The sequence below is a fragment of the Microscilla marina ATCC 23134 genome (genome assembly GCF_000169175.1).
Lineage (GTDB): Bacteria > Bacteroidota > Bacteroidia > Cytophagales > Microscillaceae > Microscilla > Microscilla marina.
Genome location: NZ_AAWS01000049.1, coordinates 23,381 through 46,062 on the forward strand (window position 1 = coordinate 23,381; position 22,682 = coordinate 46,062).

The 22,682-nt window shown below is 39.2% G+C and carries 21 protein-coding genes; 11 read left to right on the plus strand and 10 right to left on the minus strand.

The annotated features are described in order from the left end of the window. Nucleotides 1-102: 102 nt before the first annotated feature. Together M23134_RS29840 and M23134_RS41900 are read right to left on the minus strand one after the other, a co-directional pair. Nucleotides 103-711, minus strand: a complete 609-nt coding sequence (locus tag M23134_RS29840; RefSeq protein WP_002702858.1) for an FHA domain-containing protein — start codon at nt 709-711, stop codon at nt 103-105. Between the two features lie 229 nt (nt 712-940). Beyond that, on the minus strand, nt 941-1,186 hold the full coding sequence (locus M23134_RS41900; protein ID WP_045114618.1) for a hypothetical protein: 246 nt from the start codon (nt 1,184-1,186) through the stop codon (nt 941-943). 113 nt (nt 1,187-1,299) lie between these two features. Here M23134_RS41900 and M23134_RS41905 point away from each other — a divergent pair, with 113 nt between their 5' ends. Next, nucleotides 1,300-2,820 carry an ADP-ribosylglycohydrolase family protein gene (locus M23134_RS41905; protein WP_002702863.1) on the plus strand — a complete coding sequence of 507 codons (1,521 nt, stop codon included), beginning with the start codon at nt 1,300-1,302 and terminating at the stop codon, nt 2,818-2,820. Nucleotides 2,821-3,082: 262 nt separating this feature from the next. On the opposite strand, the gene M23134_RS29855 is transcribed toward M23134_RS41905, so the two are convergent. From M23134_RS29855 to M23134_RS29865, 3 genes are all read right to left on the minus strand, one after another. Beyond that, on the minus strand, nt 3,083-4,318 hold the full coding sequence (locus tag M23134_RS29855; protein ID WP_002702866.1) for a DUF445 domain-containing protein: 1,236 nt from the start codon (nt 4,316-4,318) through the stop codon (nt 3,083-3,085). A 251-nt stretch (nt 4,319-4,569) separates the two neighbouring features. Continuing rightward, complete coding sequence (locus M23134_RS29860) at nt 4,570-5,247, minus strand: hypothetical protein (protein WP_002702868.1); 678 nt, start codon at nt 5,245-5,247, stop codon at nt 4,570-4,572. Nucleotides 5,248-5,429: 182 nt separating this feature from the next. Beyond that, the gene (locus M23134_RS29865; protein ID WP_002702871.1) at nt 5,430-6,116 is read right to left on the minus strand and encodes a hypothetical protein; all 687 of its coding nucleotides are present in this window, start codon (nt 6,114-6,116) and stop codon (nt 5,430-5,432) included. A 350-nt stretch (nt 6,117-6,466) separates the two neighbouring features. Between M23134_RS29865 and M23134_RS29870 the strand changes: the two genes are divergently transcribed. After that, nucleotides 6,467-6,823, plus strand: a complete 357-nt coding sequence (locus M23134_RS29870; protein WP_002702876.1) for a phage holin family protein — start codon at nt 6,467-6,469, stop codon at nt 6,821-6,823. Between the two features lie 15 nt (nt 6,824-6,838). Further along, on the plus strand, nt 6,839-7,372 hold the full coding sequence (locus M23134_RS29875; protein WP_002702878.1) for a hypothetical protein: 534 nt from the start codon (nt 6,839-6,841) through the stop codon (nt 7,370-7,372). A gap of 330 nt (nt 7,373-7,702) precedes the next feature. Here the strand turns inward: M23134_RS29875 and M23134_RS29880 are convergent, their stop codons facing one another. Continuing rightward, nucleotides 7,703-8,998 (minus strand): transposase, encoded by a 1,296-nt coding sequence (locus M23134_RS29880; protein WP_157558661.1) that lies wholly within the window; start codon nt 8,996-8,998, stop codon nt 7,703-7,705. 601 nt (nt 8,999-9,599) lie between these two features. Between M23134_RS29880 and M23134_RS29885 the strand changes: the two genes are divergently transcribed. The 4 genes from M23134_RS29885 (at nt 9,600) to M23134_RS29900 (ending at nt 17,297) form a co-directional block, all read left to right on the plus strand. Continuing rightward, nucleotides 9,600-12,044 (plus strand): TonB-dependent receptor, encoded by a 2,445-nt coding sequence (locus tag M23134_RS29885; protein ID WP_053337416.1) that lies wholly within the window; start codon nt 9,600-9,602, stop codon nt 12,042-12,044. Nucleotides 12,045-12,352: 308 nt separating this feature from the next. Then, complete coding sequence (locus M23134_RS29890; protein ID WP_157558717.1) at nt 12,353-13,987, plus strand: DUF4836 family protein; 1,635 nt, start codon at nt 12,353-12,355, stop codon at nt 13,985-13,987. 304 nt (nt 13,988-14,291) lie between these two features. Beyond that, complete coding sequence (locus tag M23134_RS29895) at nt 14,292-15,977, plus strand: tetratricopeptide repeat protein (protein ID WP_002702888.1); 1,686 nt, start codon at nt 14,292-14,294, stop codon at nt 15,975-15,977. Nucleotides 15,978-16,127: 150 nt separating this feature from the next. After that, nucleotides 16,128-17,297, plus strand: coding sequence for a hybrid sensor histidine kinase/response regulator (locus M23134_RS29900; RefSeq protein ID WP_002702890.1), 1,170 nt, complete (start codon nt 16,128-16,130; stop codon nt 17,295-17,297). A 31-nt stretch (nt 17,298-17,328) separates the two neighbouring features. On the opposite strand, the gene M23134_RS29905 is transcribed toward M23134_RS29900, so the two are convergent. The 4 genes from M23134_RS29905 to M23134_RS29920 all read right to left on the minus strand — a co-directional run bounded on the left by M23134_RS29905 (nt 17,329) and on the right by M23134_RS29920 (nt 19,621). Then, a complete protein-coding gene (locus tag M23134_RS29905; RefSeq protein WP_075164092.1) occupies nt 17,329-17,766 on the minus strand; it encodes a hypothetical protein in 438 nt (145 codons plus the stop codon). 177 nt (nt 17,767-17,943) lie between these two features. Further along, nucleotides 17,944-18,393 carry a hypothetical protein gene (locus M23134_RS39125; protein ID WP_002702893.1) on the minus strand — a complete coding sequence of 150 codons (450 nt, stop codon included), beginning with the start codon at nt 18,391-18,393 and terminating at the stop codon, nt 17,944-17,946. A gap of 162 nt (nt 18,394-18,555) precedes the next feature. Continuing rightward, nucleotides 18,556-19,011, minus strand: coding sequence for a hypothetical protein (locus tag M23134_RS39130; RefSeq protein WP_002702895.1), 456 nt, complete (start codon nt 19,009-19,011; stop codon nt 18,556-18,558). Nucleotides 19,012-19,171: 160 nt separating this feature from the next. Continuing rightward, entirely contained in the window at nt 19,172-19,621 is a 450-nt protein-coding gene (locus tag M23134_RS29920; protein ID WP_045114620.1) for a hypothetical protein, read from the minus strand. Between the two features lie 241 nt (nt 19,622-19,862). Here M23134_RS29920 and M23134_RS29925 point away from each other — a divergent pair, with 241 nt between their 5' ends. From M23134_RS29925 to M23134_RS29940, 4 genes are read left to right on the plus strand one after another with little or no spacing between them, the layout of a single operon-like run. Next, on the plus strand, nt 19,863-20,951 hold the full coding sequence (locus tag M23134_RS29925; RefSeq protein WP_002702898.1) for a CaiB/BaiF CoA transferase family protein: 1,089 nt from the start codon (nt 19,863-19,865) through the stop codon (nt 20,949-20,951). Between the two features lie 3 nt (nt 20,952-20,954). Next, nucleotides 20,955-21,344, plus strand: a complete 390-nt coding sequence (locus M23134_RS29930; protein WP_002702899.1) for a hypothetical protein — start codon at nt 20,955-20,957, stop codon at nt 21,342-21,344. Between the two features lie 13 nt (nt 21,345-21,357). Next, entirely contained in the window at nt 21,358-21,975 is a 618-nt protein-coding gene (locus M23134_RS29935) for a hypothetical protein (protein ID WP_002702900.1), read from the plus strand. Nucleotides 21,976-21,988: 13 nt separating this feature from the next. Beyond that, nucleotides 21,989-22,426 (plus strand): YybH family protein, encoded by a 438-nt coding sequence (locus tag M23134_RS29940; protein WP_045114631.1) that lies wholly within the window; start codon nt 21,989-21,991, stop codon nt 22,424-22,426. Nucleotides 22,427-22,682 lie beyond the last annotated feature (256 nt).

A 22,682-nucleotide genomic window follows, 5' to 3' on the forward strand; every position in this document is an offset into this window, starting at 1 on the left:
CTGATTACTTATAAAAATAGGGTAAAGTTGTACATATAACATGAGCCATCCTACCCTAAAAAGGTTGCATATTAGAAAAAATTTCTTCTAATATAGTAAAAATTATTCAGCTTTTACCCTGACTGTAGGCGTGTAGGATAGCTTTCTTACGGTTTTCAACGCCGTAATTTCGTCTTGTACTACATTTCTGGTTTTTAGCACCATTTTGGTCTCGCCTACCTGTATAGTGTCTCCGTCAGAAAGCGCCTGAGGAAAACTCTTGCCCACTGGTTGGGTTTGCCCATTGACGTATACCCCATTCCTACTTTCCAGGTCTATAATGTGTATTTCATGGGTGCCTACCTTTAGTTCTGCGTGTTTGCGGCTGGCAAACTGGTCATTGTTAAGCGTGATATCAGGTATGTTGCCCGGAATCGCCCTTCCAATCACATATTTGCCTTGCTTAAGTTCGTGCAGAAGCGTGGGTTGGTTTTCGGTATGTACCACCAACCAGGCAATGATCATATTTTTACTGTGAGACAAGGGTGGAGGAGTTATTTCTTCGTGAAAAGAAGTGGTAATACCCAAAGGGTTTTGCTGAGATTTAAGAAAAGAAGACGGAATACGGTCTTTGTTTTCGTAACCCCACCAAAGCGCTTGACAGTTGGAGCAATGGTAGTCTTTTTGGTAGCTTACCTCTTGTCGGCAGCTAATGCAGGTAATGGTATCCATTTTTGTTGATTATATAATGGGTGTTTGACAAAAGAATTTGTTTAGTGATCTGAAAAAATAAGCTGTGCCAATTCAAGAAAATATATCGTTCTCAGACGATTCAAAAAAAACGGTGCATAGCCAAAGCTATGAAACTTTTTTTTGAGAAGAATGAGGGCAATAGATACACTTTAATGGCTCAAATTATTTATGAAAGATCACTAAGTGGTTCAATACAAATGATCACCTATCACATGGTACGAGACCCAAGCAAAAAAGGTAGATGAGGAAGAGGAGAATTGTTAGGCAAATTAACTGAAAAAAGGTTTGCTAATGAAAGTGTGTAAAAGTACTTTTCACCAAAGAAACCGTTTTTGGTTTTTAGGTCAAAAGGCAAAAACTTTGTTTTGCTTGCCCAGCGAGTCATTTCCCCGATTTGATAGGTATTTAACAATTTACAGGCATAATCAAAGCCAACGCGGGCAAAAATGTTCAAGTCAGGTTTTGTGCTTTCATAAAAAACAAGGTGCCTTCAAGCTTTAAATCAGTGCTTGGATGACAGCGCATAGTTACTTTCTACTATTTTTGCTGGTCAATATAAATCATGTTATGAAAACTTTTTGGATAGATAGATTTGACCACGTATTGAGTCGTGAAGAGTTCGCTGCGCAGGAGTTTATGTCGGTAGTAAACCTCAAAGACAAAAACGAAGGGGTAGTCAATAGTTATTTGCGTGCCGAACAAAAGGTATTACGTTTTTTGCTGGATTTGGCGTCGTCTTTTGAGGCTTTTTCCTTGATAATAGAAAGACAACACTTGCACCAAATCATTGCTAACGAAGAAAAAGACCAGCAGTGGTTGCATCAGCTGGAGCGCGTAACACTACATAAAAATACCAACCCTACCATAGACTGGCACAAGTTGTTTGTATTTGCCCTGCGAGAAAACATCAGGTTGACTATTCAAACCCCAGAATATTGCTTGCGCACTGGTTATGAACTGGCCTTGTTTGTGCAAACCAGCCAAGTAGATTGGCTGAAATATTTGGTGTCAGCCAGCCCCTTGTTTATTTTAAATGAACTGGAAGAGGAAGAAGATTTTTGGCAAATAGGGCAAGAGCGTTACCGCCAATTCAGCGCGAGGCAGTCTAAAGTTAAAGGAGCCATTTATGGCATGGCAGTAGGCGATGGTCTGGGTGCCCCCGCCGAATTTTTAACCCTTGATGAAATAAAAAACAAACGCTTGCCCAACGGTTTTTTTCATGCGTCTGATGCGTCAATTAAAATCACGGATGATACTCAAATGGCCCTGGCAGTAGGGCAAGCTTTACACGAAAGTGAAGGTGATACACTTGCCATACTGGAGCAAAACTTACGCAAGCGTTTCGTACAATGGCTCAATGACTCTGAAAACAACCGGGCGCCTGGTATGACTTGTCTAACCAGCTGTGAACGTTTGGAAAAAGGGATGCCATGGCAGCAAGCCACCAACAAAGGCTCTAAAGGTTGTGGAGCAAATATGCGGGTGCTACCGGTAGGTTTACTCAGAGGATCTGTTGAAAGCATAGGTAAAGTAGCGCAGTTTCAAGCTGTACTTACCCACGCCCACCCTACGGCATTGGCAGCAGCTGAACTAACCGCTGTGGCTATCAGAAAATTGTTGGAAGGGGTAAAGCCCGCTGACCTAATAGACGCGTTGACAGCCCACGTCCAACAACAGTTGTATGTGTATCATGAGGCATACCTGGAGCAAATATGGGATCGCCCACCTTTTGACAGTCCTGCTGCTTTTATTAGTACAGGTTGGTTGGAGTGCCTGAACCAAATGCAACAAGTGAGGCAAGGTTTGCAAAATTTTGACTCAAATACAGACCCTTGTATCATTGGTGGGGCTGGCTGGACTGCCGAAGAATCGTTTGCAACGGCTTTATATTGTTTTTTAAGCGCTCCTGATGATCCTGTGCAAGTATTGCAAAGGGCAATATGTACTTCGGGAGATTCTGACTCGATAGCTTGCCTGGCGGGGGGCTTGGTAGGAGCGGCTATAGGGGTAGAGGCATTGCCTCAGTATTGGTTGGCAAATATTGAGTACAAAGAAGAACTGGCGCAGATGGCGCGATTTTTAGCTTAAGCTTATGTGCGAAATATCAACATAGAAACGATATTTCGTAAAAAAGTGTTTGTTTTATTCACTGTAAATACCCCTTGCGAAAAAAGTAATTAAGTTTATTTTATTGATTATCAGTAAGTTAAAATTTGTTTTACCCAAGCTTCTATTTTTGGTCTTTGGTTTGAATATATACTAATCAAAGATATTTAATAAGCTTTGTGGTTAGGAAACAAAAAAGACTCTACGGTGTAGGGTCTTTTTTTTGTCGAGTCGATGCATCCATTTATTGAAATAGCACTAGGTACTGTAGTATTCCGGCAACCATTCCTAGTACAGCACCCACCAAAATCAGAATCCATTCATCTTCTTGAAACACTGGACGCAAAAAGCCTTCAAATTCTTTCTCAGTCAAGCCAGCCATTTTTTCTTCCAGCATATTTTCCATATCTAAGGCTTCTTCGGCGTAAGCAAATGTATCGCGGATAGAAATAGGCAATTCTTGCATAAAACGGTATACCGCAATGTTTTGAATTACCTCAAGTTGCTTGTCGCTTACCACCCATTTTACCAAACCTCTGGTGCTACTAATGGTAGTTTCGATTGATTTCTCTAGGTTATCGCGTACAATTTCTGCCAAGCGGGTGGCGCCAGGACCTCTTACCATAAATTCAAACAACCGTTCGGTGGTCAATATATTGCCTGATACAATTTTGGCATACTCTACAGCTACTTCGGGTTGTCGCTTGATAAACAAACCCTGGAACTCAAATAATCCAAACAAGTATTTGCGAGGGTACAAAGGTTCAAATATCAGCTTTAGCGCCAACCAATTGGTAGCGTAACCTATTACTAGCCCAAAAACGGGCAACAACCACCAGGGAGTGCCAGTACCCAATACATTGACATAATATACGGCAATACACATTTGTACCAACCCAAACGGAATACCAAAGTACAAGCCCGACTTTTCGATAAATTTAAATTCTTCTTTGCCACAGCGAATAAACATATCATTGAGCAAAGCCTTGTTCTTAGTCAGTGCATTTACCCCTATAGTTTTCAAGTCTAGCAGTTCGTCAATATTATCTTTGATATCATTCATCATTTGCACTACCAACTGAGGCAGTTCCTTGGTGATATTCTCATAAATTTGATTTTTCACAAATCTAGGAGTGGAGTTCCAAATGGTAGGGGCTTGAGCCTGCATTACTTCGTCAGTGATTTGGCGGGCAAGTTTGTTGAGCGACGGACCCATTTCCATAGCTATTCGTTCGGGTTTTACCAGTTCAAAACGCTCCTCTATTTTGAGGAGTTTTGTGGTGAGCATATCTACCGATTTGACCGCCATTTTTTTTGCCTTAGAAGGAATAATTCCTTGCCAGCCAATGGGTTTAATACCAACAAATTCTATAGGGTAAAAAGTCATTTTAATGGCCATAATGTTGGTTCCCCAACCTACCAAGCCTCCCGATATAGGAATAGAAGCAAACAACAATATTTGGATGATATAATCAGGCATATCGTTTTTGGATTTATTGTTTGATCAAAAAAAGCAGAAAAAACAATATGGAGCGATAAAAGGTATAAAAGTATGAATGTGAGGCTATCTCATCACATCATAGGTTTTAGTAGAACATTGTTCTACATACTCACCCTACCTGGCAGATTTTGAAACTTGCCAGGTAAAAAATTTCTTGAAAAACGTGTTGCCTTTTTTTAAAAGGCAACGTTTGAATTATGAGACAGCCTTGTGGATCAATTACTAAGTATTTAGAAAGTAACGCCTAGTCTTATGGAAGTAAGCCCGTGCAAACTTGTATTATTTTGGCGGATCATATCATGCAATACCATTACCTGCAGGGCGAGTTTTTTGCCTACCGGAAAACGAAAGCCTCCACCAACAATCAAATCTGTTCCAGTATTACGGTTACTTACCGTAACAGTCTGTCCGGTGGTGGGGTCGGTAGTGGTACCACCCGACTCTATGCTCATTGCGCCCAGTTCGGCGTGTCCAAACAGGTATTTGGTGGGATAATATTGAGCAAACAGCCTTGCACCGTAATGACTACGTGAAGTAGTAGTTGTTCCATTGTCGGTTTGCGAAAAGGCATACACTACTCCTAAACCTCCAAGCAATTTACTGCTTATTTTCTTGGCAGCAAAGGGAGCTACCTCTATCAGGGTAGTATTACCAAAGCGAGGTACTAACTGCACTCCAAACGACCATTGCGGTATGTCGTAATCCGCTTCGGAGACTTCTTTAATAACAGTTTTTATAATTGGTTTGACTGGTTTTGCAGGAGATGTTTTTACAGTATCTTTTTTAGTAGTATCAGCTTTTTTCTCTACAAACTGGCTATAACTAATAGACATATTGGCAAAAAAAAGTACTATACATAATATGTAAGCGCTGGAAAGCTTTTGATTGTTCAATGTTTTGATTTTCATATACTTGTATTTGAGTGGTGACTTTTTGCAAACCGGGTTTCTGATACGCAGAACAAAAAAGGAGGGTACACCCTCCTTATGAATAACGAAAATACTAAAATTCTTGGTAGCAGTATTATTTTGCAGGTAAAAAAAATAAATGATCTGCTATGAACCCCTTCCAGCAAAGAAAGTAGGTGTCTTTATAAACCTACATTGAAACCTAAACGTATGGTGATTGGGTTGGGGTAAGGGGTAATGTCTTCCAGGTAATTGAGGTTATATAATACCAACAGGTTTACATACAGGTTGCCTAGTTTTTGTTGGATTCCACCGCCTATTTGTGGGCGCCTTACCCATATAGAGTTTTGTCGGTCAAGCACCCGGTCATAATAGTCTGAGCGTAGTACTTCATACTCTGAGTATAAAAATAAGCGGTTGCCTTCGCCAAACAACGCCTCAGTGTTAATGATATACTGAAGAAAAGTGCGTCCCGAATATATTTGGTTTTCTACATCGAGGTTGCCCAGGTTGGTAGCAAGCCGCGAACGGGCATATACATAGCCTATACCTACTCCAGCTATCAGGTTTCTGGTAAGCTTATACCCTATAGTAGGGGCGATGTCTATGAAAGTAACATTGCCAAACTGTACCCAAAAGTTCCCTCCAAATACCCAGCGTCTCCCTATGTCATTGTCTTTTTTAGGGTTTTGTTTTTTCTCTGACTTTTGAGGCGGAGTTTCTTTTTTAGTTGTTACGGAGTCTTTGGCAGGTGTTTTTTTTCTTTTGTCTTTAGGCACGTACTGAGCAGACACAGTAGCAGACAGGCATACCAAACACAACAGAGTAAGCACTTTGTTGTATAGTAAGTAGGTCTTATATCTCATCATACAAATTCTCATTGTTTATTATTTAAATAAATCTTTAAGTTTTTCCATACTAAAAAAAAATATTTCTCACTTTTGGGCAGTGTATTACACCTTGGCAAGGCTTGGTTAGGCTTATTATAAAAGGAGAAATATATCCCCATACGAAGTTAAATAAGATTTTGTGCTATTGTATCATTGCTCAACAATATCTCTAAAAAATTTTGTCAAACTCATAAAAATGTAGGGTTAAGGCTAGTTTTACTCAAGTATTGTTATCATTTAAACGCAAAATATTTCTAAAACCCCTATATTTGCATAATAAGCAGTCAAGCCTTCAGGTTTTAACTGTATATACCAAAAGATTTTACTAAATGACAAAACTGATTGTAAAAGCAGGTGTAGCGCTTGCTTCTGTGTGGTTTACAGCTCGTTTGCTCAAAGAAGGAGTAACCCTTGAGGGGACAGCACCTACAGTGATTGTAGCCATTTTGCTTGCCCTCATCAATGCTTTTGTTAAACCTATCCTTAAGTTTTTAACCTTTCCGGTAACTATGATTACAATGGGACTATTTCCTTTAATCATCAATGCAGGGCTTATTTTGTTAGTAGATGAGTTGGTACAAAAAGGTTTTGATGTAAAAGGTGTTTTCTGGGCGTTTGCCTTCAGTTTTGTGTTATCTGTAGTTTCCTGGGCGTTTGATTTTGTCACAGCTCCTTTACAAAAGTAACTGTTAAAAAATATTTTGAAAAAACTCATTGCATATTTACTGATCATTGTCATCAATGTACATTCATTGGCGGCCTTGTGGTTTTATGTTGACATTCAGTGGCAACGTAAAAGTATGCATGCGCTTATTTCAACCCAACCATTGCCTGAGCAACAGCTCACTTTACTTGAGCTTACTGAGCAAGATTTACAAAGCGATGATTTTGTCTGGGTAAATTCAAAAGAAATAAAGTATAAGGACGAGTTGTATGATGTAGTAAAAATAAAACCTTTGGGCAAAGTCACCCGGTTTTATTGTGTGTGGGATGAGCACGAAAAACAACTCCAGCAATCACTACAACAGCAAGTTGCCCAACAAAGCCCTTATGCTCAAGAAACAGGGGCTTTGGTAAGTCAATTGTTCGAAAAACTCTGGCTACACCATTTGTTTGCTTCCCAGTTAAGTCCTACCTTACCTTTCGTAGTACAATTATACCCTTCAAATACTAGCAAATTGCCTCACCTCTTTTTAGAGGTGCTTTCACCTCCCCCGCAAATCATCTGCGGCTAATTTCTCTGTTCTTTAGTCTTATATTTTAGCAGGTAAACAGTTTACAACCAGCTTGAAAACTACCTGTGATAGCTCACTAACAGGGCTAACTATGACTTATTTGTTAGTGTCAAGCTTTGTTTTTGTAGATGCGAACCTTCGCTTGTATCTCACTGGTTTTTTTAGTGGTTACTGGTGGTATCAAGGTGGGCTAGTATTTATGAGCACTCAGCCTGTGGTTAATATATAAGTATACCAACTGTTGTTGGTAGCCAAACAATTGATACTCTGATAGTTGCTTCAGGCAGTAAAGGAGAGGAATCTATCATTTGATACTTAAAACTCTACAGATTATTCGTTACCAAATGAAAACCTGTTTAGGGCATCATTGACTTGTTCTGGAGAGATGTCTTGTTGTTCAAAAAATCGCTGAGCAAGTTTGTAGTTAATGAGTTGTGCAAAGCCATTTAATATAAAATGCCTTGTTATTTTCCCTTTTCCTCCTCCCAGTTGTGCAATCCACTCAATAGTTTTATCCTGAGTAAGCTGATCCTCTATTTCATAAAAGTAGCCTGCGACAAAGTAAATGAGAGAAATAAGGTTTTTAACCACATTGTAGTCAGGTATCCTGTTATCTTCCCAACCTAAAACCTCCTTACAAAACTTAAATACCCCTTCAATCTTGGCTCTCTTGCAGTATAACTCAAACACCATTTGCGCCATTTGAAGCTGATCAACCTGCATATTGGTGATAAGCAACATGGGGTTTTTAAAAATATTCCGTCCAGCACGGTCAAAAAAGCGAATCTTTACTACACTATATATCCTACCTTTGATTTCTACTTCGTTCCACTCAAAAACCCCCTTTGCATCCTGATAGGTCTTGCCCTGTAAAGTCATTTTCTGATAATGAACTTCATCCCCTTGAAAAAACTGCTGATGCCTCAGTTTGATGTTCTTTTCCTTCCCGCTACTACACACTTGTAATTCATTGGAGACCCTATTGAGCTTGCTGCGAACTACAAACAGGTTACCCAAATCCGTTTCATGTTCAAATACCTCCGTATCATCGAAACCTCGGTCATATACATCTACAATGACAGCATTGGGATTAGAAGCACGAATTTGCCCAGTAATTTGACTGGTATGATCCTTGACCAAGCTCTTGAGGTTATAACCTTGCCCCGAAGTAAGAGCTAACTTTATTTCTTTTGCCCTATTTTGATCCTTAAGCTTATTATCTTCATAAAGCCGAAGCTCCTCTACCTTTAAATAGTTAGCGTCGGTTGTGCTGTAGGGGCTACACCTAAGCAAACGAAGGTTTTTGCCACGAATGTCGACACAAGCACTGCTCAGGGAACGGTAGCCATTAATCAGTTTTTTGTCCAAGTCCAATACTTTACACAGGTGGTCAGCCTCTTGGCTATATTTTTTGCGAATGTCACTGGGATCATGCAATACTACTACATAGTCCTTATCCTTGAAATATTCGCTATTGTTCGCCAACAAGCTAATGTTGAGCTTTTCACTATCCAAAACTGTTTTTAAGCTGCCATCCAACATACGGTGATTTCTTGTGTATTCATTTGTGTCTTCGGAAATAGTATAAAGGTTACTCTTCTTCGTAGAAATTAGCTTTTCTATCAAAGAGGAAGCGTTTTTTTTACTTGGGTTTGACCCAACTGAGCTAGTAATGACTCACAATAAGCAGGTAAAGTAGGCATTTTTGACCCTAAATTTAAAACATTTGCAACTCTTCCCTAATCTGTAGAGTTTTCAGTTTGATATTGGTTGCCCAACAAGGGTGTATCTTGCATATTGTAGATTGGGTTTTTTGATTTGTGTACCTATCTACCTGTTGTAAAGATGATCCCTGTATGGTGTAATTGTTGGTTTAGACCTTTCAATCTTGGTTTAAATTGGTTTGTGTATCAGTTGATAAGCTGACCAACGATTGCTTTGTGGTATACCACGACTTTAGAACAAATCTATATACTTGTTTCGGGAAATATTAGCTTTATAGCAATGCCAGGTTGTTGGATTCCTGCATTGAAGTATGGCAATGTTTGTTCGGAGCAAGTATATCACCCTTTATTATTACCTCCCATTATTTGTTGATGATATCATCTAAAGGATAATACTTGTTTATACATTGGATAAATCTATTAATGAATTGCTGATTAATTTTAAATTATAATTTAGCCTGTGTTGTACCAATAGTACTAGCCAGGCAACTATCAAAGAAAACATGAAACGATTACAACATCTATTATTTGCACTTACCTTAACCTGCATTGTGGCGGTAGCCGCAAACGCCCAAATCACTATCCAACTCAAAGACAAAAGCACTAAGGAGCCTCTGGTAGGCGCAGTAGCTTACAACACTGATAAAACTTTTCAGGCAGTGAGCGATCGTTCGGGTAAAATCAAAGTAAAAGGATTAGAAAACACCGACACTATATTTATTCAGTTTATTGGTTACAAAACCCTGCGTTACCCGTTGTCAAATGCGACAGCAGGTAGTGTAGTGCAACTTTCGCTGGAAGAGCATGTAGTGTCGACCAGTGAAGTAGTACTGGTGGCAAATCGTTTACCCGAAAAACGTGAAGACATTGCCCAGCAAATAGAAGTGATTTCGGCAAAAGACATTAAGATGGCAAATGCCCCCAGTTCAGCTGACCTATTGTCGTCTACTGGAAAAGTATTTGTTCAAAAAAGCCAGTTGGGTGGGGGAAGCCCAGTGTTGCGTGGGCTTGAAGCCAACCGGGTATTGATAGTAGTAGACGGGGTGCGAATGAATAATGCCATTTACCGGGGAGGGCACCTGCAAAACGTGATTACACTTGACCCCAACATACAAGAGCGGGTAGAGATATTGTTTGGATCTAGTTCAGTAATTTACGGCAGTGATGCCCTGGGAGGGGTAATGCATTTTTACTCAAAAAACCCTACCTATGATACTCCCTTTCAAGCAAATGTAATGACTCGTTATGCCTCAGTAAACAACGAGGCTACTGGTCACCTGGATTTTACGATTGGTCTCAAAAACATATCTTTCCTCACCAGTGTATCTTACTCTAAGTTTGGCGATTTGCGCTCAGGTGCCAATTCTAACTTTGTCAATGGGTATCGCTGGGAGCTTCCGGCGTATGCCGAAACAAGAAATGGGGTAGATGTGGCAGTGCCTAACGATGACCCTCTTTTGCAAAGAAATACTGGGTATAGTCAGCTAGACCTTACTCAAAAAGTAATGATTAAGTCAGGTGGTAATACTGAGCACTTATTCAACTTCCAATACTCTGCTTCATCCGATATTCCACGATACGATCGCTTATCAATGATTAAGAATGATGGTACACCCGAAAGTGCTGTATGGAACTATGGCCCCCAAAGGCGTTTAATGGGAAGCTATAGGTTGAGCCAAACTACCAAGAATCGTTTTTATGATGAGATGAGCCTTACCCTCTCTTTTCAAAACATAGAAGAGTCGCGCATAGACCGTAAGTTTGGACGTACCCGTTTGCGTACTCGCACTGAAAAGCTGAACATTTTGGGGCTAAACATTGATTGGCAAAAACAATACAGCAAAACTTTACAGTTCAATTATGGTTTTGAGTTTTACAGCAATGAAGTAAGCTCGCACAACCGCGAAGAAAACGTACAAACCAACGAGGTAAGAACCAGTAATGACCCTATCGACCCAGCTGAAACCCGTTACCCACAAGGAGGCAGCAACATGCGATTTTTTGGGGCATACATCAACGTGAAGAAAAATATCGGATCTTGGTTGGTTGGCTCGGCTGGAGCAAGAGTAAGTGCGACCTCCTTGTATGCCAACTTTGGTAACAACCCACTAAACCTGCCCTTTGATGTGGTAGAGCAAGACAACAAGGGGGTAACCGGAAACTTAGGCTTGGTTGCTAAATTACCTAAAAAATGGCGGGTAGCTTTTTCCCTTTCCTCAGGGTTTAGAACCCCTAATGTTGATGATGCTGGAAAATTGTTTGATTCGGGAGGAGGACTGGTAAGAGTACCTAATGCTGACTTAAGACCCGAAAAAACCTATAATATAGATTTAAGTGTGTTTAAGTCGTTGGCAGATGACAGGATACACCTAGAGTTTACTGGGTACCATATATGGTTAAAAGACATGTTGCGTATTTCTAATACTACTATTAACGGGCAAGATTCGTTGTTTTTTGACGGACAGATGAGCCAGGTTCAACATAATAGCAACATTGGTTTAGGCGTGATTTATGGAGTTTTTGCCAGTGTGCGGGCTGAAATCACCCAAAATATTTTGCTCTTTTCATCGCTTTCCTGGGCAAAAGGCGAAGACCTTACCGAAGGGGCTGTTAACCGCAACCTTGATCATATTCCCCCTGCTTTTGGACAAACCAGTATTAAGTTTAAGCACCGGAAAATGCGTCACGAGGTTTTTTTCAACTATCAATACTGGAAGTTTTTAAGCGAATTTAGTGACTCTAGTGTAGACCGTCCTCAGTTTGCTGTACCCGATAAAGGCATTCCAGCCTGGGTTACGCTTAACTATCGGGCAAGTTATAACCTGCACCCTGCTCTTACCCTTCAGGTGGCAGTAGAGAATATTTTAGATACACATTACCGTACTTTCGCCTCAGGTATCAATGCGCCAGGGCGTAATTTTATTGTGAGTTTGCGAGGTAAGTTTTAGCAGCATATAGAACCGGTCAGGCAAAGTCCATTTTTAAGATGTCTATTTCTTTTGCTTCATTGAAAAATCCCTGGTAGGTTGTTTTTACACAATTAGCCAGGGATTTTTGCTTTAGGATCATTTTTTTATGCTAATTTATTATTAGGAAATCAACTTGTAGCAAAAAACAGTATATAACAGCTCAAATGAACTACAAAAAAATGGTCATTCTAAAAACACCTATCCAATCATTATTATTACTGACTTTTGCCTGTGTTTTTTTTATACAGTGTAGCCCCACAAGCGAGCCTCAAACTCGTTACATACCTATGGAAGCAACTATGGTAGGGGTAATAGATTTAAAACAGTTGTATTTTAAAGCAGATTTTAAGCAAATACAAAGCACCGCTGGGTTTAAAAAATGGCAGACTACAGTATTGAGCCAAAACAAAGATTTGGGCAGTATATTGCTCGATAACCTTCAAAACCCTTTTGCCAGTGGGATAAACTTTGAGCGTAAAGTTTTTGTGTTCGACTACCCCACCCACCACCTAATCAATACCAATCGTGGTATATTAGTAGCATTGAATAGTGCCAGTAAGTTTGAACAAATGGTCAGGAAATGGAGCAAAAAACTAGTCATACAAACCGGAAAAGAAGGTTTTAAGTGGGTAGAGCTGGAAGAAAACCTGGCTTTAGGCTGGAATAAAAAGGTAGCAATGTTGATGATTTCTGCACCTGACTTTAAAATGAATTCAGTAGGTAAGCCACTTGGAGCTAGTACTTACTTGAAACAGTTTTTTAGCTTTCCGGCAGAAAAATCGTTAAGTAAAAACCGTAATTTTCAGGCCTTTATTCGCAAAGACAATGACTTGGCGCTATGGTACAACCTTGAGGCAGTGAAACAACAGATGACCGTGGCATTGAAAACCTCTAATTATTCAAAAAACGATCAACAAGTGCTTGACGAAATTTTTAACTTTTCGGATGCGTACATTCATTACGAGTTGAATTTTGAAAAAGGTAAAGTACGAGCAACTACACATTATGATTTAAATGATCATCTGAAAAAATTCTACAACAAAACCTACGGAAAAACTTTAAGCCCTGAGTTACTGGCAAAGTTACACGATCACAAGCCTATAGGTTTTTTAGGCTTCAGTTGGAATTTTAGCGGTTTATATGATTGGCTCAAGCGAGTAGAAGACGTAGAACAGCAATTTGAAAAAACAGCCAAGTCTATGAACTTTACCTCACAAGAGTTGCTCGATGCTTTACAAGGTGAATTGATGTTGGCAGTGACCGGGTACGAAAAGTTTGAGGTAAAAGAAAAAGGCTCACCTTACGGCGATTACTTGACCGAAATGCTGAAAAAACATAAGGTAGGGGAGAAGAAATTGGAAGATTTTAGAAAAAGATTGGATGAAATACCTGCAAAAGTGCGGGTAAAGCCTGCGCCAGAGCTGGTGGCTGTATTAAGCGTCAAAAATTCGCAAGTTGCCCAACAACTGTTAAAGCTACTGGGGCAGTATACCAAATTGACCCCAAGAAAAAGCTATCATAAATTTCAGTGGATGGAGCTTACAATGTATGTAGCTGTCAGGGCAAATCATTTGGTTGTGAGCAATCAGGAAAAACTTGTGCAAAATTTCTGGAGTAAACAACAAAAACCTGTGCCTATGGTAGGTTTATACAAGGAAGCCACTCAGTGTACTGGTTTTGGTTATTTTAACTTTAATTTTGATGAATACAATCAAAGCACTCAGCAACATATTAAACAACAAGTGGGGACAAAGTTTGGGAAGTTACAAGAGGTATTGAACTTATTTGATCACATCAAAGCCCGCAATAAAGGCTTTGATGCCGAAATAGAGCTTGTAATGAGTAACAAAAAAGAGAATAGCCTTACTACCCTACTCAATGGAGTATTTAACGATGCTGCTATGATTGTCTTGGCAGAGTAAAATATTGTTGGCACCAGCCCAACTAACCAGGGCTGGTGCTTATATCTCTCCGGTTTACCAAATACAAAAACCTGTGTATTGCTTCCTCCCTCAGCGTCGCTCATAACGTGTGGTGTTTTTGCCAAAATAACTATTTGCCAAAAAGCCTGTCATAGAAGATTTTCTCGCGAATAAAGCCCTCTAATGCAAAGTACCTGATGGATAATTCGATCAAATGATTCCTATAATTCATCTTTTTTATTATATTACATTAAGTAATAATACCCTAAGAAGCATTTGTTCGACAGCAATTATTTGAATGACCATGGAACAAACTCCCCACCCGTATCTTTTCTTTGACGAAGAAACTGATACGATTATTCTAAGCCCTGAGTCTAAAGAGGTAACACCCAAACAATTATCATTTCAGAAATTTCTAAAAAAATATACTGGTTATGAAGATGAACTGATTGCGGTTTATCGCCAAAGCATATTAAATGCAAACGAACAACAAGCATACAATCTTAAACCCAAACTTGCAGAGCTTCAAAGGTATAAAGATAATGTGTTGCGTCAGGTGCGTCATTTATTGCTGTTATTTTCCGACAAACAGTTTAAGTGCAACTTCCCCTTGTATCGTCAGATATTCAACGCTTTTGTGGCAGGTGAGCTCGAACAAGTGAATCAACTGTTGATGTCGCCAAAAAGCCTAAAGCAGATTAAAAACCCTACCCATATTGCCGGATTTTTAATACTCAAAGCCCATTTTTTAGTCACCAATGAACAGTTCGACCAGGCAGAAGCTTGTTTTAGAGCAGCCATTAAGCACCATGAGTGCTATCAATACCTGATGTACTATGTCGAATACTTGAGTTCGGCATCGTCAGTACTGCGTAACCCCAAGCAGAAAGAGTGTAGTGAAGAAGAGATTATTCCTTGGTGTTTGAGGGCAATGGCGCTTTCCGAAACCGATGAACAAAAGCTTAAAAGCATGGAAAAAGCCTCATTTTTATATAGTTTTTGTGAGGCACCAATTTACCGCCAGGCAGAGTTTCAACTCTACCACCATCAAATGAAATACTATAAAAAACTAGTTGCTCAAGATGCGGGAAAATACCGGGCGTATCTTGCCGAGTGTTATGAGTACTTAGGCAATTGGTACCGTGAGGCAAAGCATTATAATACGGCCTTGTTGTTTTTTCAGAAAGCCATGGAAATTAATAAAGGATTGGCGGCTGAAAATGCTGGAAGGTTTTTGCCACGTATGATCTATAATTTGCATTGCATAGGGCACCTTTACCGCGATTGGAACAATATACCTGAGGAAGAGCGCTATCGGGTAGCATTGAGTTATTATAAAAAAGGGCTTACTATTAGCCGTCAGCTTGCCGAACAACTGCCACGCAAGCATAACTATGCATTACTGACTATATTGTGGAACCTGGAGAGCTTTGGGTTTTCGGCAAACCATAATGAAACCATCGAAAATATTTATCTGAACGAGTGGTATCATTACCAAACGCTTAAGAAGAAGAACCCAGGGCACCCCCATGCCAAACGCTACGCTACTGAGTTGTATGAAAGCTTGGCAATGTTTTATAAAAATAATCAACAAGCCGATAAAGCAGTGAAAATTTATGAAACCCTTGCGTTAGATGAACCCCATAAGTATATGCATGAGTTGATTTACTGCCTCAATGAAGAGGCACACCAAACCCGCATCATAAAAATATACGAAGAACTTGCCAAGTACAACCCTAAAGACTATGACATGAGACTGTCGCAATACCTCAAGTCTGCCGGACTAAGCCTAATATTGAATGGGGAGGATAGGCAAACTTGCTTAAAAGGAGTGGCGTATATCAATCGTTCAGCGAAAATAGCTCAATCGTACCCACAACTGCCACAAAAGCTATATGAAATACAGGCCGACCAATACTTGTTCAAATCAATCAAGTTGCTAAGGCCCCAATATTATCAGTTGTTGGTGCCAGTAAATATGTATGAGTAAAGTTTTATCGGTAATATTAGATTTTTTAGTGTTCATCCAGCGTTTTTATCTTCTTTTTGTTTTAATTGAGGTAAATCTCATCAGACATGCGGCAAGCCTGTATATGGAAAGGTTGTATTGTATACAAAAACAGATAAATTTGGAGGTAACATGCCAGAAAATCAATTGCCCCAGGCCACTATACTTATTGTAGATGATCAAAGTGAGAATATTCAAACTATCACTCACTTTTTGGAAGAAGCACAGCAAGGGTACGAACTCCTGATTGCATCAAACGGTAAGATTGCTTTTGAGGTGGCTAAAAAGACCCTACCTGACCTGATCATCACTGATTGGGATATGCCTTTTATGAATGGACTGGAGCTTACTCAGGCTGTTAAAACCAATGCCTCTACCCAACATATTCCTATATTGCTTATTACAGGAGTGTATACCAGTTCTGAAGACCTCAAAACTGCGCTGGATGCAGGAGCACACGACTATTTGCGTAAACCAATTCAAAAAGTAGAACTATGGGCAAGGGCGTCTTCAGTGTTAAAGTTGATGCAGTCTTACAGTACTATTCAAACCCAGGCCACCGAAATAGAGCGCCAAAACGAAGAGCTATTGGCACAGAATAAACAACTGGAAGAACTCATTGCCACCAAAGACAAGTTTTTTAGCATTATAGGACACGACCTTAGTAGCCCCATTTCTCAAATGATAGGCTTTACCGATATGTTGGAGAATCACATAGAGGCTTTTACTACTGAAGAAATTGTGCAGTTTGTGGCACGCCTCAAAGAGTCATCAATGCAAGGCTTTCGCTTGCTAGACAACCTGTTGCGTTGGTCGCAAACCCAAACCGGAAGCATTAGCTTTAACCCTGCAGTATGCTCTTTAAACGAGCTTATTCAGAACAACATTGACTTGCATAAAGAAAAAGCACAAGATAAGGAGGTAAGCTTTGAATTAAGGGTAAAAGAAGTACACCACTTGGTATTGGACAGTGATATGATAGACACAGTGCTACGAAACCTGGTGTCTAATGCTATTAAATTTACTTCCAAAGGTGGGACAATTACTATTACTGTTACCACAGGTGTTCAGGAAGCGACTGTAAGTGTAAAAGATACTGGCATGGGAATTAGTGCCACAAACATTGCCAAGTTGTTTCGCCCTGATGTACACTATTCTACCAGTGGTACCCAAAATGAAAAAGGGACAGGTTTGGGGCTTATTTTGTGTCGGGAGTTTGTAGAAGTACACGGAGGTAAAATATGGGCAGAAAGCACAGAAGGAGCGGGGAGTGTATTTAAGTTTACAATTCCCATTAAGTAACGGGAACCGTAAACTGTTGGTGTTTTTAAACTTAAGCATCATCAAACAGCCAGGCTTTGGCATCTTCTATATTGTCAAAGTACCTGACTAAGCCAGCAGTTTCACCTGTTTCCTCCATGGTTTGTTCAAAAGAGAGTTGGGTAATAAAATCTGCATTCTGGATAAAAGCTGTTTTGGGGTAGTACCCAATTGTTTCTACTACTTTTTTGCCAATGTTTTCGTGTTGCCACTCCTGTAGATCAGGCGATATAGTGAAAAAATTAAATCTATTGTCTAACAACTGATATTTAAATGACGAAATATAACCCTCGTCTATCAGAACTTTGAGCCCCTCAGATAATAGCGTTTGGTAATCTTCGTCAGTCATATCTGCTGATGCTTCGTGCCAGTATAATTCATATAAATCTAAATCTGTGTCAATATATGCAGTAAAGTAGTTGTTGGATAGGGAGGATATTTGAGTTCTCATTTTCTTAGGATTTAATACATAGTTAAAAAATATAGACATTACTTGTAAGCAATGTTTAGTGATTACTATAACTATATACCAAATTAGTTATGGTTCTATGGATATAAAGTATGGCTTTTTTAGGTTTAATTAAGGGAGTATAAGAGGTGTGTAGGTTTTGAAGACTAAAAACAGTTTTTAGTCTTCAGTTTCATAAAATAGCCAGAGTTTGGCGTCTTCTACATTGTCAAAGTACTTGACCATACCATTGGTTTCGTTGGTTTCTTCCATGCTTTGCTCAAAAGACAGTTGAGTAATGAAGTCTTCGCTTTGGATAAAAGCAGTTTTAGGGTAGTAACCCAGTGTATCAAAAATTGCTTTCCCAACGTATTCGTTTTGCCATTCTTGTAACTCAGGTGACATAGTAAAAAAGTTGAACCTATTGTCTAGCAGTTGGCAAAAACTTTGGGTATCCTTGATGTGATCATTTTTTAGTACAATGTCAAATTGATGCGTTAGTAGCGTGACATATTCTTGATCTGTCATATCTTCTGAGCCTTCCAGCCAATAAAGTTCATATAGTTTTAGATCTTCGTCAAGAAAGGCCTCGAAATAAGTGTTGTCTTTGCTAGATGTTTGAATTCTCATGCTTTTAGGAGTTTAATATATAAGTACTATGATACACCAAATATTGGAATAAAGGTAAGGCATAGTAAAATATTTTAGTTGGAGAGAATGTGTAGTTAGTCTTGGCTAACCAACAGGATATAAAAGGGGGGCTACCTCGGATAAGATATCCCCCGAGAATCTCTAGACAGTAGAATCGGCTACTCCTAATAGCCAAGATTTAGCGTCTATTACATTGTCAAAATACCTTACCAAACCAGATGTTTCCTCTGTTTCCTCCATTGTTTGCTCAAATGAAAGCTGAGTGATAAAATCTTCACTTTGGATAAAAGCAGTTTTAGGGTAGTAACCCAGTGTATCAAAAATTGCTTTCCCAATGTATTCGTTTTGCCATTCTTGTAACTCAGGTGACATAGTAAAAAAATTGAACCTATTGTCTAGCAGTTGGCAAAAACTTTGGGTATCCTTGATGTGATCATTTTTTAGTACAATATCAAATTGATGCGTTAGTAGTGTGACATATTCTTGATCTGTCATATCTTCTGAACCCTCCAGCCAATAAAGTTCATATAGTTTTAGATCTTCGTCAAGAAAGGCCTCGAAATAAGTGTTGTCTTTGCTAGATGCTTGAATTCTCATACTTTTAGGAGTTTAATATATAAGTACTATGATACACCAAATATTGGAATAAAGGTAAGGCATAGTAAAATATTTTAGTTGGAGAGAATGTGTAGTTAGTCTTGGCTAACCAACCGGAGATAAAAGGGGGTGCCTCGGGTAAGATAGCCCCCGAAAATCTTTAGACAGTAGAATCGGCTACTCCTAGTAGCCAAGATTTAGCGTCTATTACATTGTCAAAATACCTTACCAAACCAGATGTTTCGTCGGTTTCTTCCATTGTTTGTTCAAATGAAAGCTGAGTAATAAAATCTTCACTTTGAATGAAGGCAGTTTTGGGGTAGTCTCCTATGGCTTCTACCACTTTTTTACCAACATGTTCGTTTTGCCATTCTTGTAGTTCAGGCGACATGGTAAACAAGTTAGACCTATTGTCTAATAGCTGATACCGAAGCAAAGGAAGGTAATTGTTGTCAAGCATTCGTTGAATAACCCCACCCATTAATTCTTTGTAATCGTCATCTGTCATATCTGACGATTCTTCCTGCCAGTATACTTCAATCAAACATAAATCTACGTCAAAATATGCAGTAAAGTATTTGTTAGATTCAGTGGAAATTTGAACTTTCATATATTCCGGATTTGGTGCACAGTTAAATGATTAAGTAATATGCTTAGGTAGTTTTTCAATATTTATTAAAAACATATTAATATTTATACTATTCTTACTTCATAAAAGATTCACAGATTTGTATATAGTAAAATATAAAGTTGCCTCTCCTTAATTAAAGAGTATAATAAATTAAAATATAGTAAAAAAAATAAAAAATTGTGCTGTTCCCTATTTAACTTGGCTAGTTAAATACTGAATCATGCAAACAACTATATTTAAAGGTTTAAAGGTTATTGAACTTGCCAGTGTATTGGCAGGACCATCGGTAGGAATGTTTTTTGCCGAATTAGGTGCCGAGGTGATTAAAATTGAAAATCAAACCACTCAGGGAGATGTAACCCGCCGTTGGAAGCTTCCCTCAGAAGAAAAAAATACAGCCTATTCAGCCTATTATTGTAGTGTAAATTGGGGCAAACAAGTAAAACTGTTGAACTTAAAAGATGCCCAAGACCGTGTTGAGGTACAAGAGTTGATCAAGTCGGCAGATGTAGTCATTACCAACTATAAAGCGGGTGCTGCCGAAAAACTAGGAATGGCTGCTACTCATTTGCAAAGCCTTAACCCTCGTTTAATTTATGCCTACCTCAGTGCTTTTGGCGAAGAGAGTCATCGCACGGCTTTTGATGTGGTGCTACAGGCAGAAGCAGGTTTTTTGTTTATGACAGGAGAGCCCAATCGTGAACCTGTGAAAATGCCCGTAGCATTGATTGATATTTTGGCAGCGCACCAACTCAAAGAAGCTATTTTGCTTGCTTTGTATCAGCGTACTCAAACAGGCCAAGGAAGCTATGTATCGGTATCTTTGCTTGAAGCAGCGGTGGCTTCATTGGCAAATCAGGCGACCAACTGGCTCATGGCAGGGCACGTGCCACAACGTATGGGTACTATGCATCCTAATATTGCCCCTTACGGCGATATTTTTTATACCCGCAACCAGAAGCCTGTGATTTTGGCTGTAGGCACCGAAAAACAATTTATTGCTTTGTGTCAGTGTATAAATTTACCTCATTTACCTAGTGATGATCGGTTTGCCCAAAATCAGTATCGGGTACAAAACCGCCAAGCGTTGAAAGAAGCACTTGCTCCCGCTATCCAAACTTTTGATTTGGACGAGATAATGGGGGTATTTCACAAAAATGGAGTACCTGCCGGGCAAATCAGGACGATGCCAGAGGTATTTGAACAAAAAGAGATACAACACATGATTTTAGAAGAACGCATGTCGGACAATACCATCAGTAAGAGGGTAAAAACTGCGGCTTTTGACCTGCGCCCAAACCAACTGTAAATAATGAAAATACTGATTTTGAGTGTATGTATGTTATTGTTGTTGCCCAAAAGTGCGACTCAGGAAGTGAATTTAACTCATAAATGGCAAATTACCTGGTGTGGCTTTGCTTCATTTTTTCAAGAGTATGAAAAGTTTTCTCCCGTAGAAAGAGCCACTTATCAAAAAAAACTAAAAAAAGCGTTTATCAGGTTTAAATCAAACCAAACCTACAGTATGCAAGTTTTTGATACTAAAGACCGTGGTACTTGGGCAACCCAAAATAACCTGCTTGTATTGAAGAGTAATGAGGGAGTAAAAGTAAAGTTCATGATAGAAAAAACTTCTGCAAAGGAGTTGACATTGCTGAATGTACAAAAGAAAGATACGTTGTTGATTAAAATAAGGAGGTAAACCAACAAAGTCGATGAAGAATATAAAATGGTTGATTGTTTTAGGGCTGGTAGTTGTGTTTTATTGGCTAAGTAATTATAAGGCAAGACCAAAGCTACATTTGTCATCGGTAGAATTGACCCGGCAAAACTACAGCAAGCAAGTCAACCAGATTTGCAAAGAAATGGACTTACCTCCAGCCTATTTCAAAGCCTTGATTGTGCTGGAATGCTCAGGAAGGTTTCCGCCCAAAAGCCGATATGAACGTCATGTGTACCACAAATTGTCTGAAGTAAAAAGGGGCAAAAGGAAAAGGTATGGAAGTTTGACTAAAACACATTTGAAAAAGTTTTCTGACAAAACCCTGAAAGACCTGGCCACATCCTGGGGACCTTTGCAGGTAATGGGATACCAAACCATTGCAATGAAAATTCCCTTACATTGGCTAAAAGAAGAATTTGCTTTATACTATAGCATAAAATGGGTGAAGAAAAGTTATGGTAAATATTTGAAAAAAAGACGTTTTGGCGATGCTTTTCATATCCATAATACGGGCAAACCTATGCCCAGCATAGGTACACGCACCTACGATCCAAATTATGTCAAAAAAGGCTTAGAGTATATAAAAATATTTGAAAAAGATGCATTTTAAAACCTTTAATTTTATGAAAAAACAAGTATTCATTTTAGTTGTATTGTTGGTGGCGCCTTTGATGTTGCAAGCCCAAAAAAACAATGATGCCGACCTGAAGCAAATCAGGCAAATACTGGATAACCAGAGCAAAGCTTGGAACAAAGGCGATTTGGTAGGTTTTATGCAAGGCTATTGGAAGTCAAAAAAGCTACAATTTGTTGGCAGCAAAGGAGTAAAATACGGTTGGAAAGCCACCCTGGAGGGGTATCAAAAGGGCTATCCTAGTAAGGAAAAAATGGGCATACTCAAGTTTACCATTTTATCTGTTGAAAAAATATCCGATGATGCTGCGTTTGTGATTGGAAAATGGCACCTTACCCGAAAAAACGATACACCCAATGGTCATTTTTCTTTGCTTTGGCGCAAAATCAAAGGGCAATGGCTCATTGTAGCTGACCACTCTAGTTAATTTTGATAGTTTTCAGGTCTGTGGGTATCAAGTTAAAACATCAACATAGGTAGGGTACTGTTGTTTAGGCAAAACATTTGATGAGAGTAATTTGTATGACCGTGTAAAAAATATTACATTTAGTAGCGGGCAAAAAATAACTCTGATGAACTGGAACTGTAAGCTTTCTATTTCAGAAATGATCTTCGCTATCGATGCTTTGTTTTTTTTACTGCCCATAGCTCTGCCCAAATCAAATTCGGGATTCAAGTACTTT

Coding starts and splice junctions, on each gene's coding strand:
- M23134_RS29840 (WP_002702858.1), bottom strand. CDS start 711: ATGGATACCATTACCTGCATTAGCTGCCGACAAGAGGTAAGCTACCAA.
- M23134_RS41905 (WP_002702863.1), top strand. CDS start 1,300: ATGAAAACTTTTTGGATAGATAGATTTGACCACGTATTGAGTCGTGAA.
- M23134_RS29855 (WP_002702866.1), bottom strand. CDS start 4,318: ATGCCTGATTATATCATCCAAATATTGTTGTTTGCTTCTATTCCTATA.
- M23134_RS29860 (WP_002702868.1), bottom strand. CDS start 5,247: ATGAAAATCAAAACATTGAACAATCAAAAGCTTTCCAGCGCTTACATA.
- M23134_RS29865 (WP_002702871.1), bottom strand. CDS start 6,116: ATGATGAGATATAAGACCTACTTACTATACAACAAAGTGCTTACTCTG.
- M23134_RS29870 (WP_002702876.1), top strand. CDS start 6,467: ATGACAAAACTGATTGTAAAAGCAGGTGTAGCGCTTGCTTCTGTGTGG.
- M23134_RS29885 (WP_053337416.1), top strand. CDS start 9,600: ATGAAACGATTACAACATCTATTATTTGCACTTACCTTAACCTGCATT.
- M23134_RS29890 (WP_157558717.1), top strand. CDS start 12,353: ATGGAAGCAACTATGGTAGGGGTAATAGATTTAAAACAGTTGTATTTT.
- M23134_RS29895 (WP_002702888.1), top strand. CDS start 14,292: ATGGAACAAACTCCCCACCCGTATCTTTTCTTTGACGAAGAAACTGAT.
- M23134_RS29900 (WP_002702890.1), top strand. CDS start 16,128: ATGCCAGAAAATCAATTGCCCCAGGCCACTATACTTATTGTAGATGAT.
- M23134_RS29905 (WP_075164092.1), bottom strand. CDS start 17,766: ATGAGAACTCAAATATCCTCCCTATCCAACAACTACTTTACTGCATAT.
- M23134_RS39125 (WP_002702893.1), bottom strand. CDS start 18,393: ATGAGAATTCAAACATCTAGCAAAGACAACACTTATTTCGAGGCCTTT.
- M23134_RS39130 (WP_002702895.1), bottom strand. CDS start 19,011: ATGAGAATTCAAGCATCTAGCAAAGACAACACTTATTTCGAGGCCTTT.
- M23134_RS29920 (WP_045114620.1), bottom strand. CDS start 19,621: ATGAAAGTTCAAATTTCCACTGAATCTAACAAATACTTTACTGCATAT.
- M23134_RS29925 (WP_002702898.1), top strand. CDS start 19,863: ATGCAAACAACTATATTTAAAGGTTTAAAGGTTATTGAACTTGCCAGT.
- M23134_RS29930 (WP_002702899.1), top strand. CDS start 20,955: ATGAAAATACTGATTTTGAGTGTATGTATGTTATTGTTGTTGCCCAAA.
- M23134_RS29935 (WP_002702900.1), top strand. CDS start 21,358: ATGAAGAATATAAAATGGTTGATTGTTTTAGGGCTGGTAGTTGTGTTT.
- M23134_RS29940 (WP_045114631.1), top strand. CDS start 21,989: ATGAAAAAACAAGTATTCATTTTAGTTGTATTGTTGGTGGCGCCTTTG.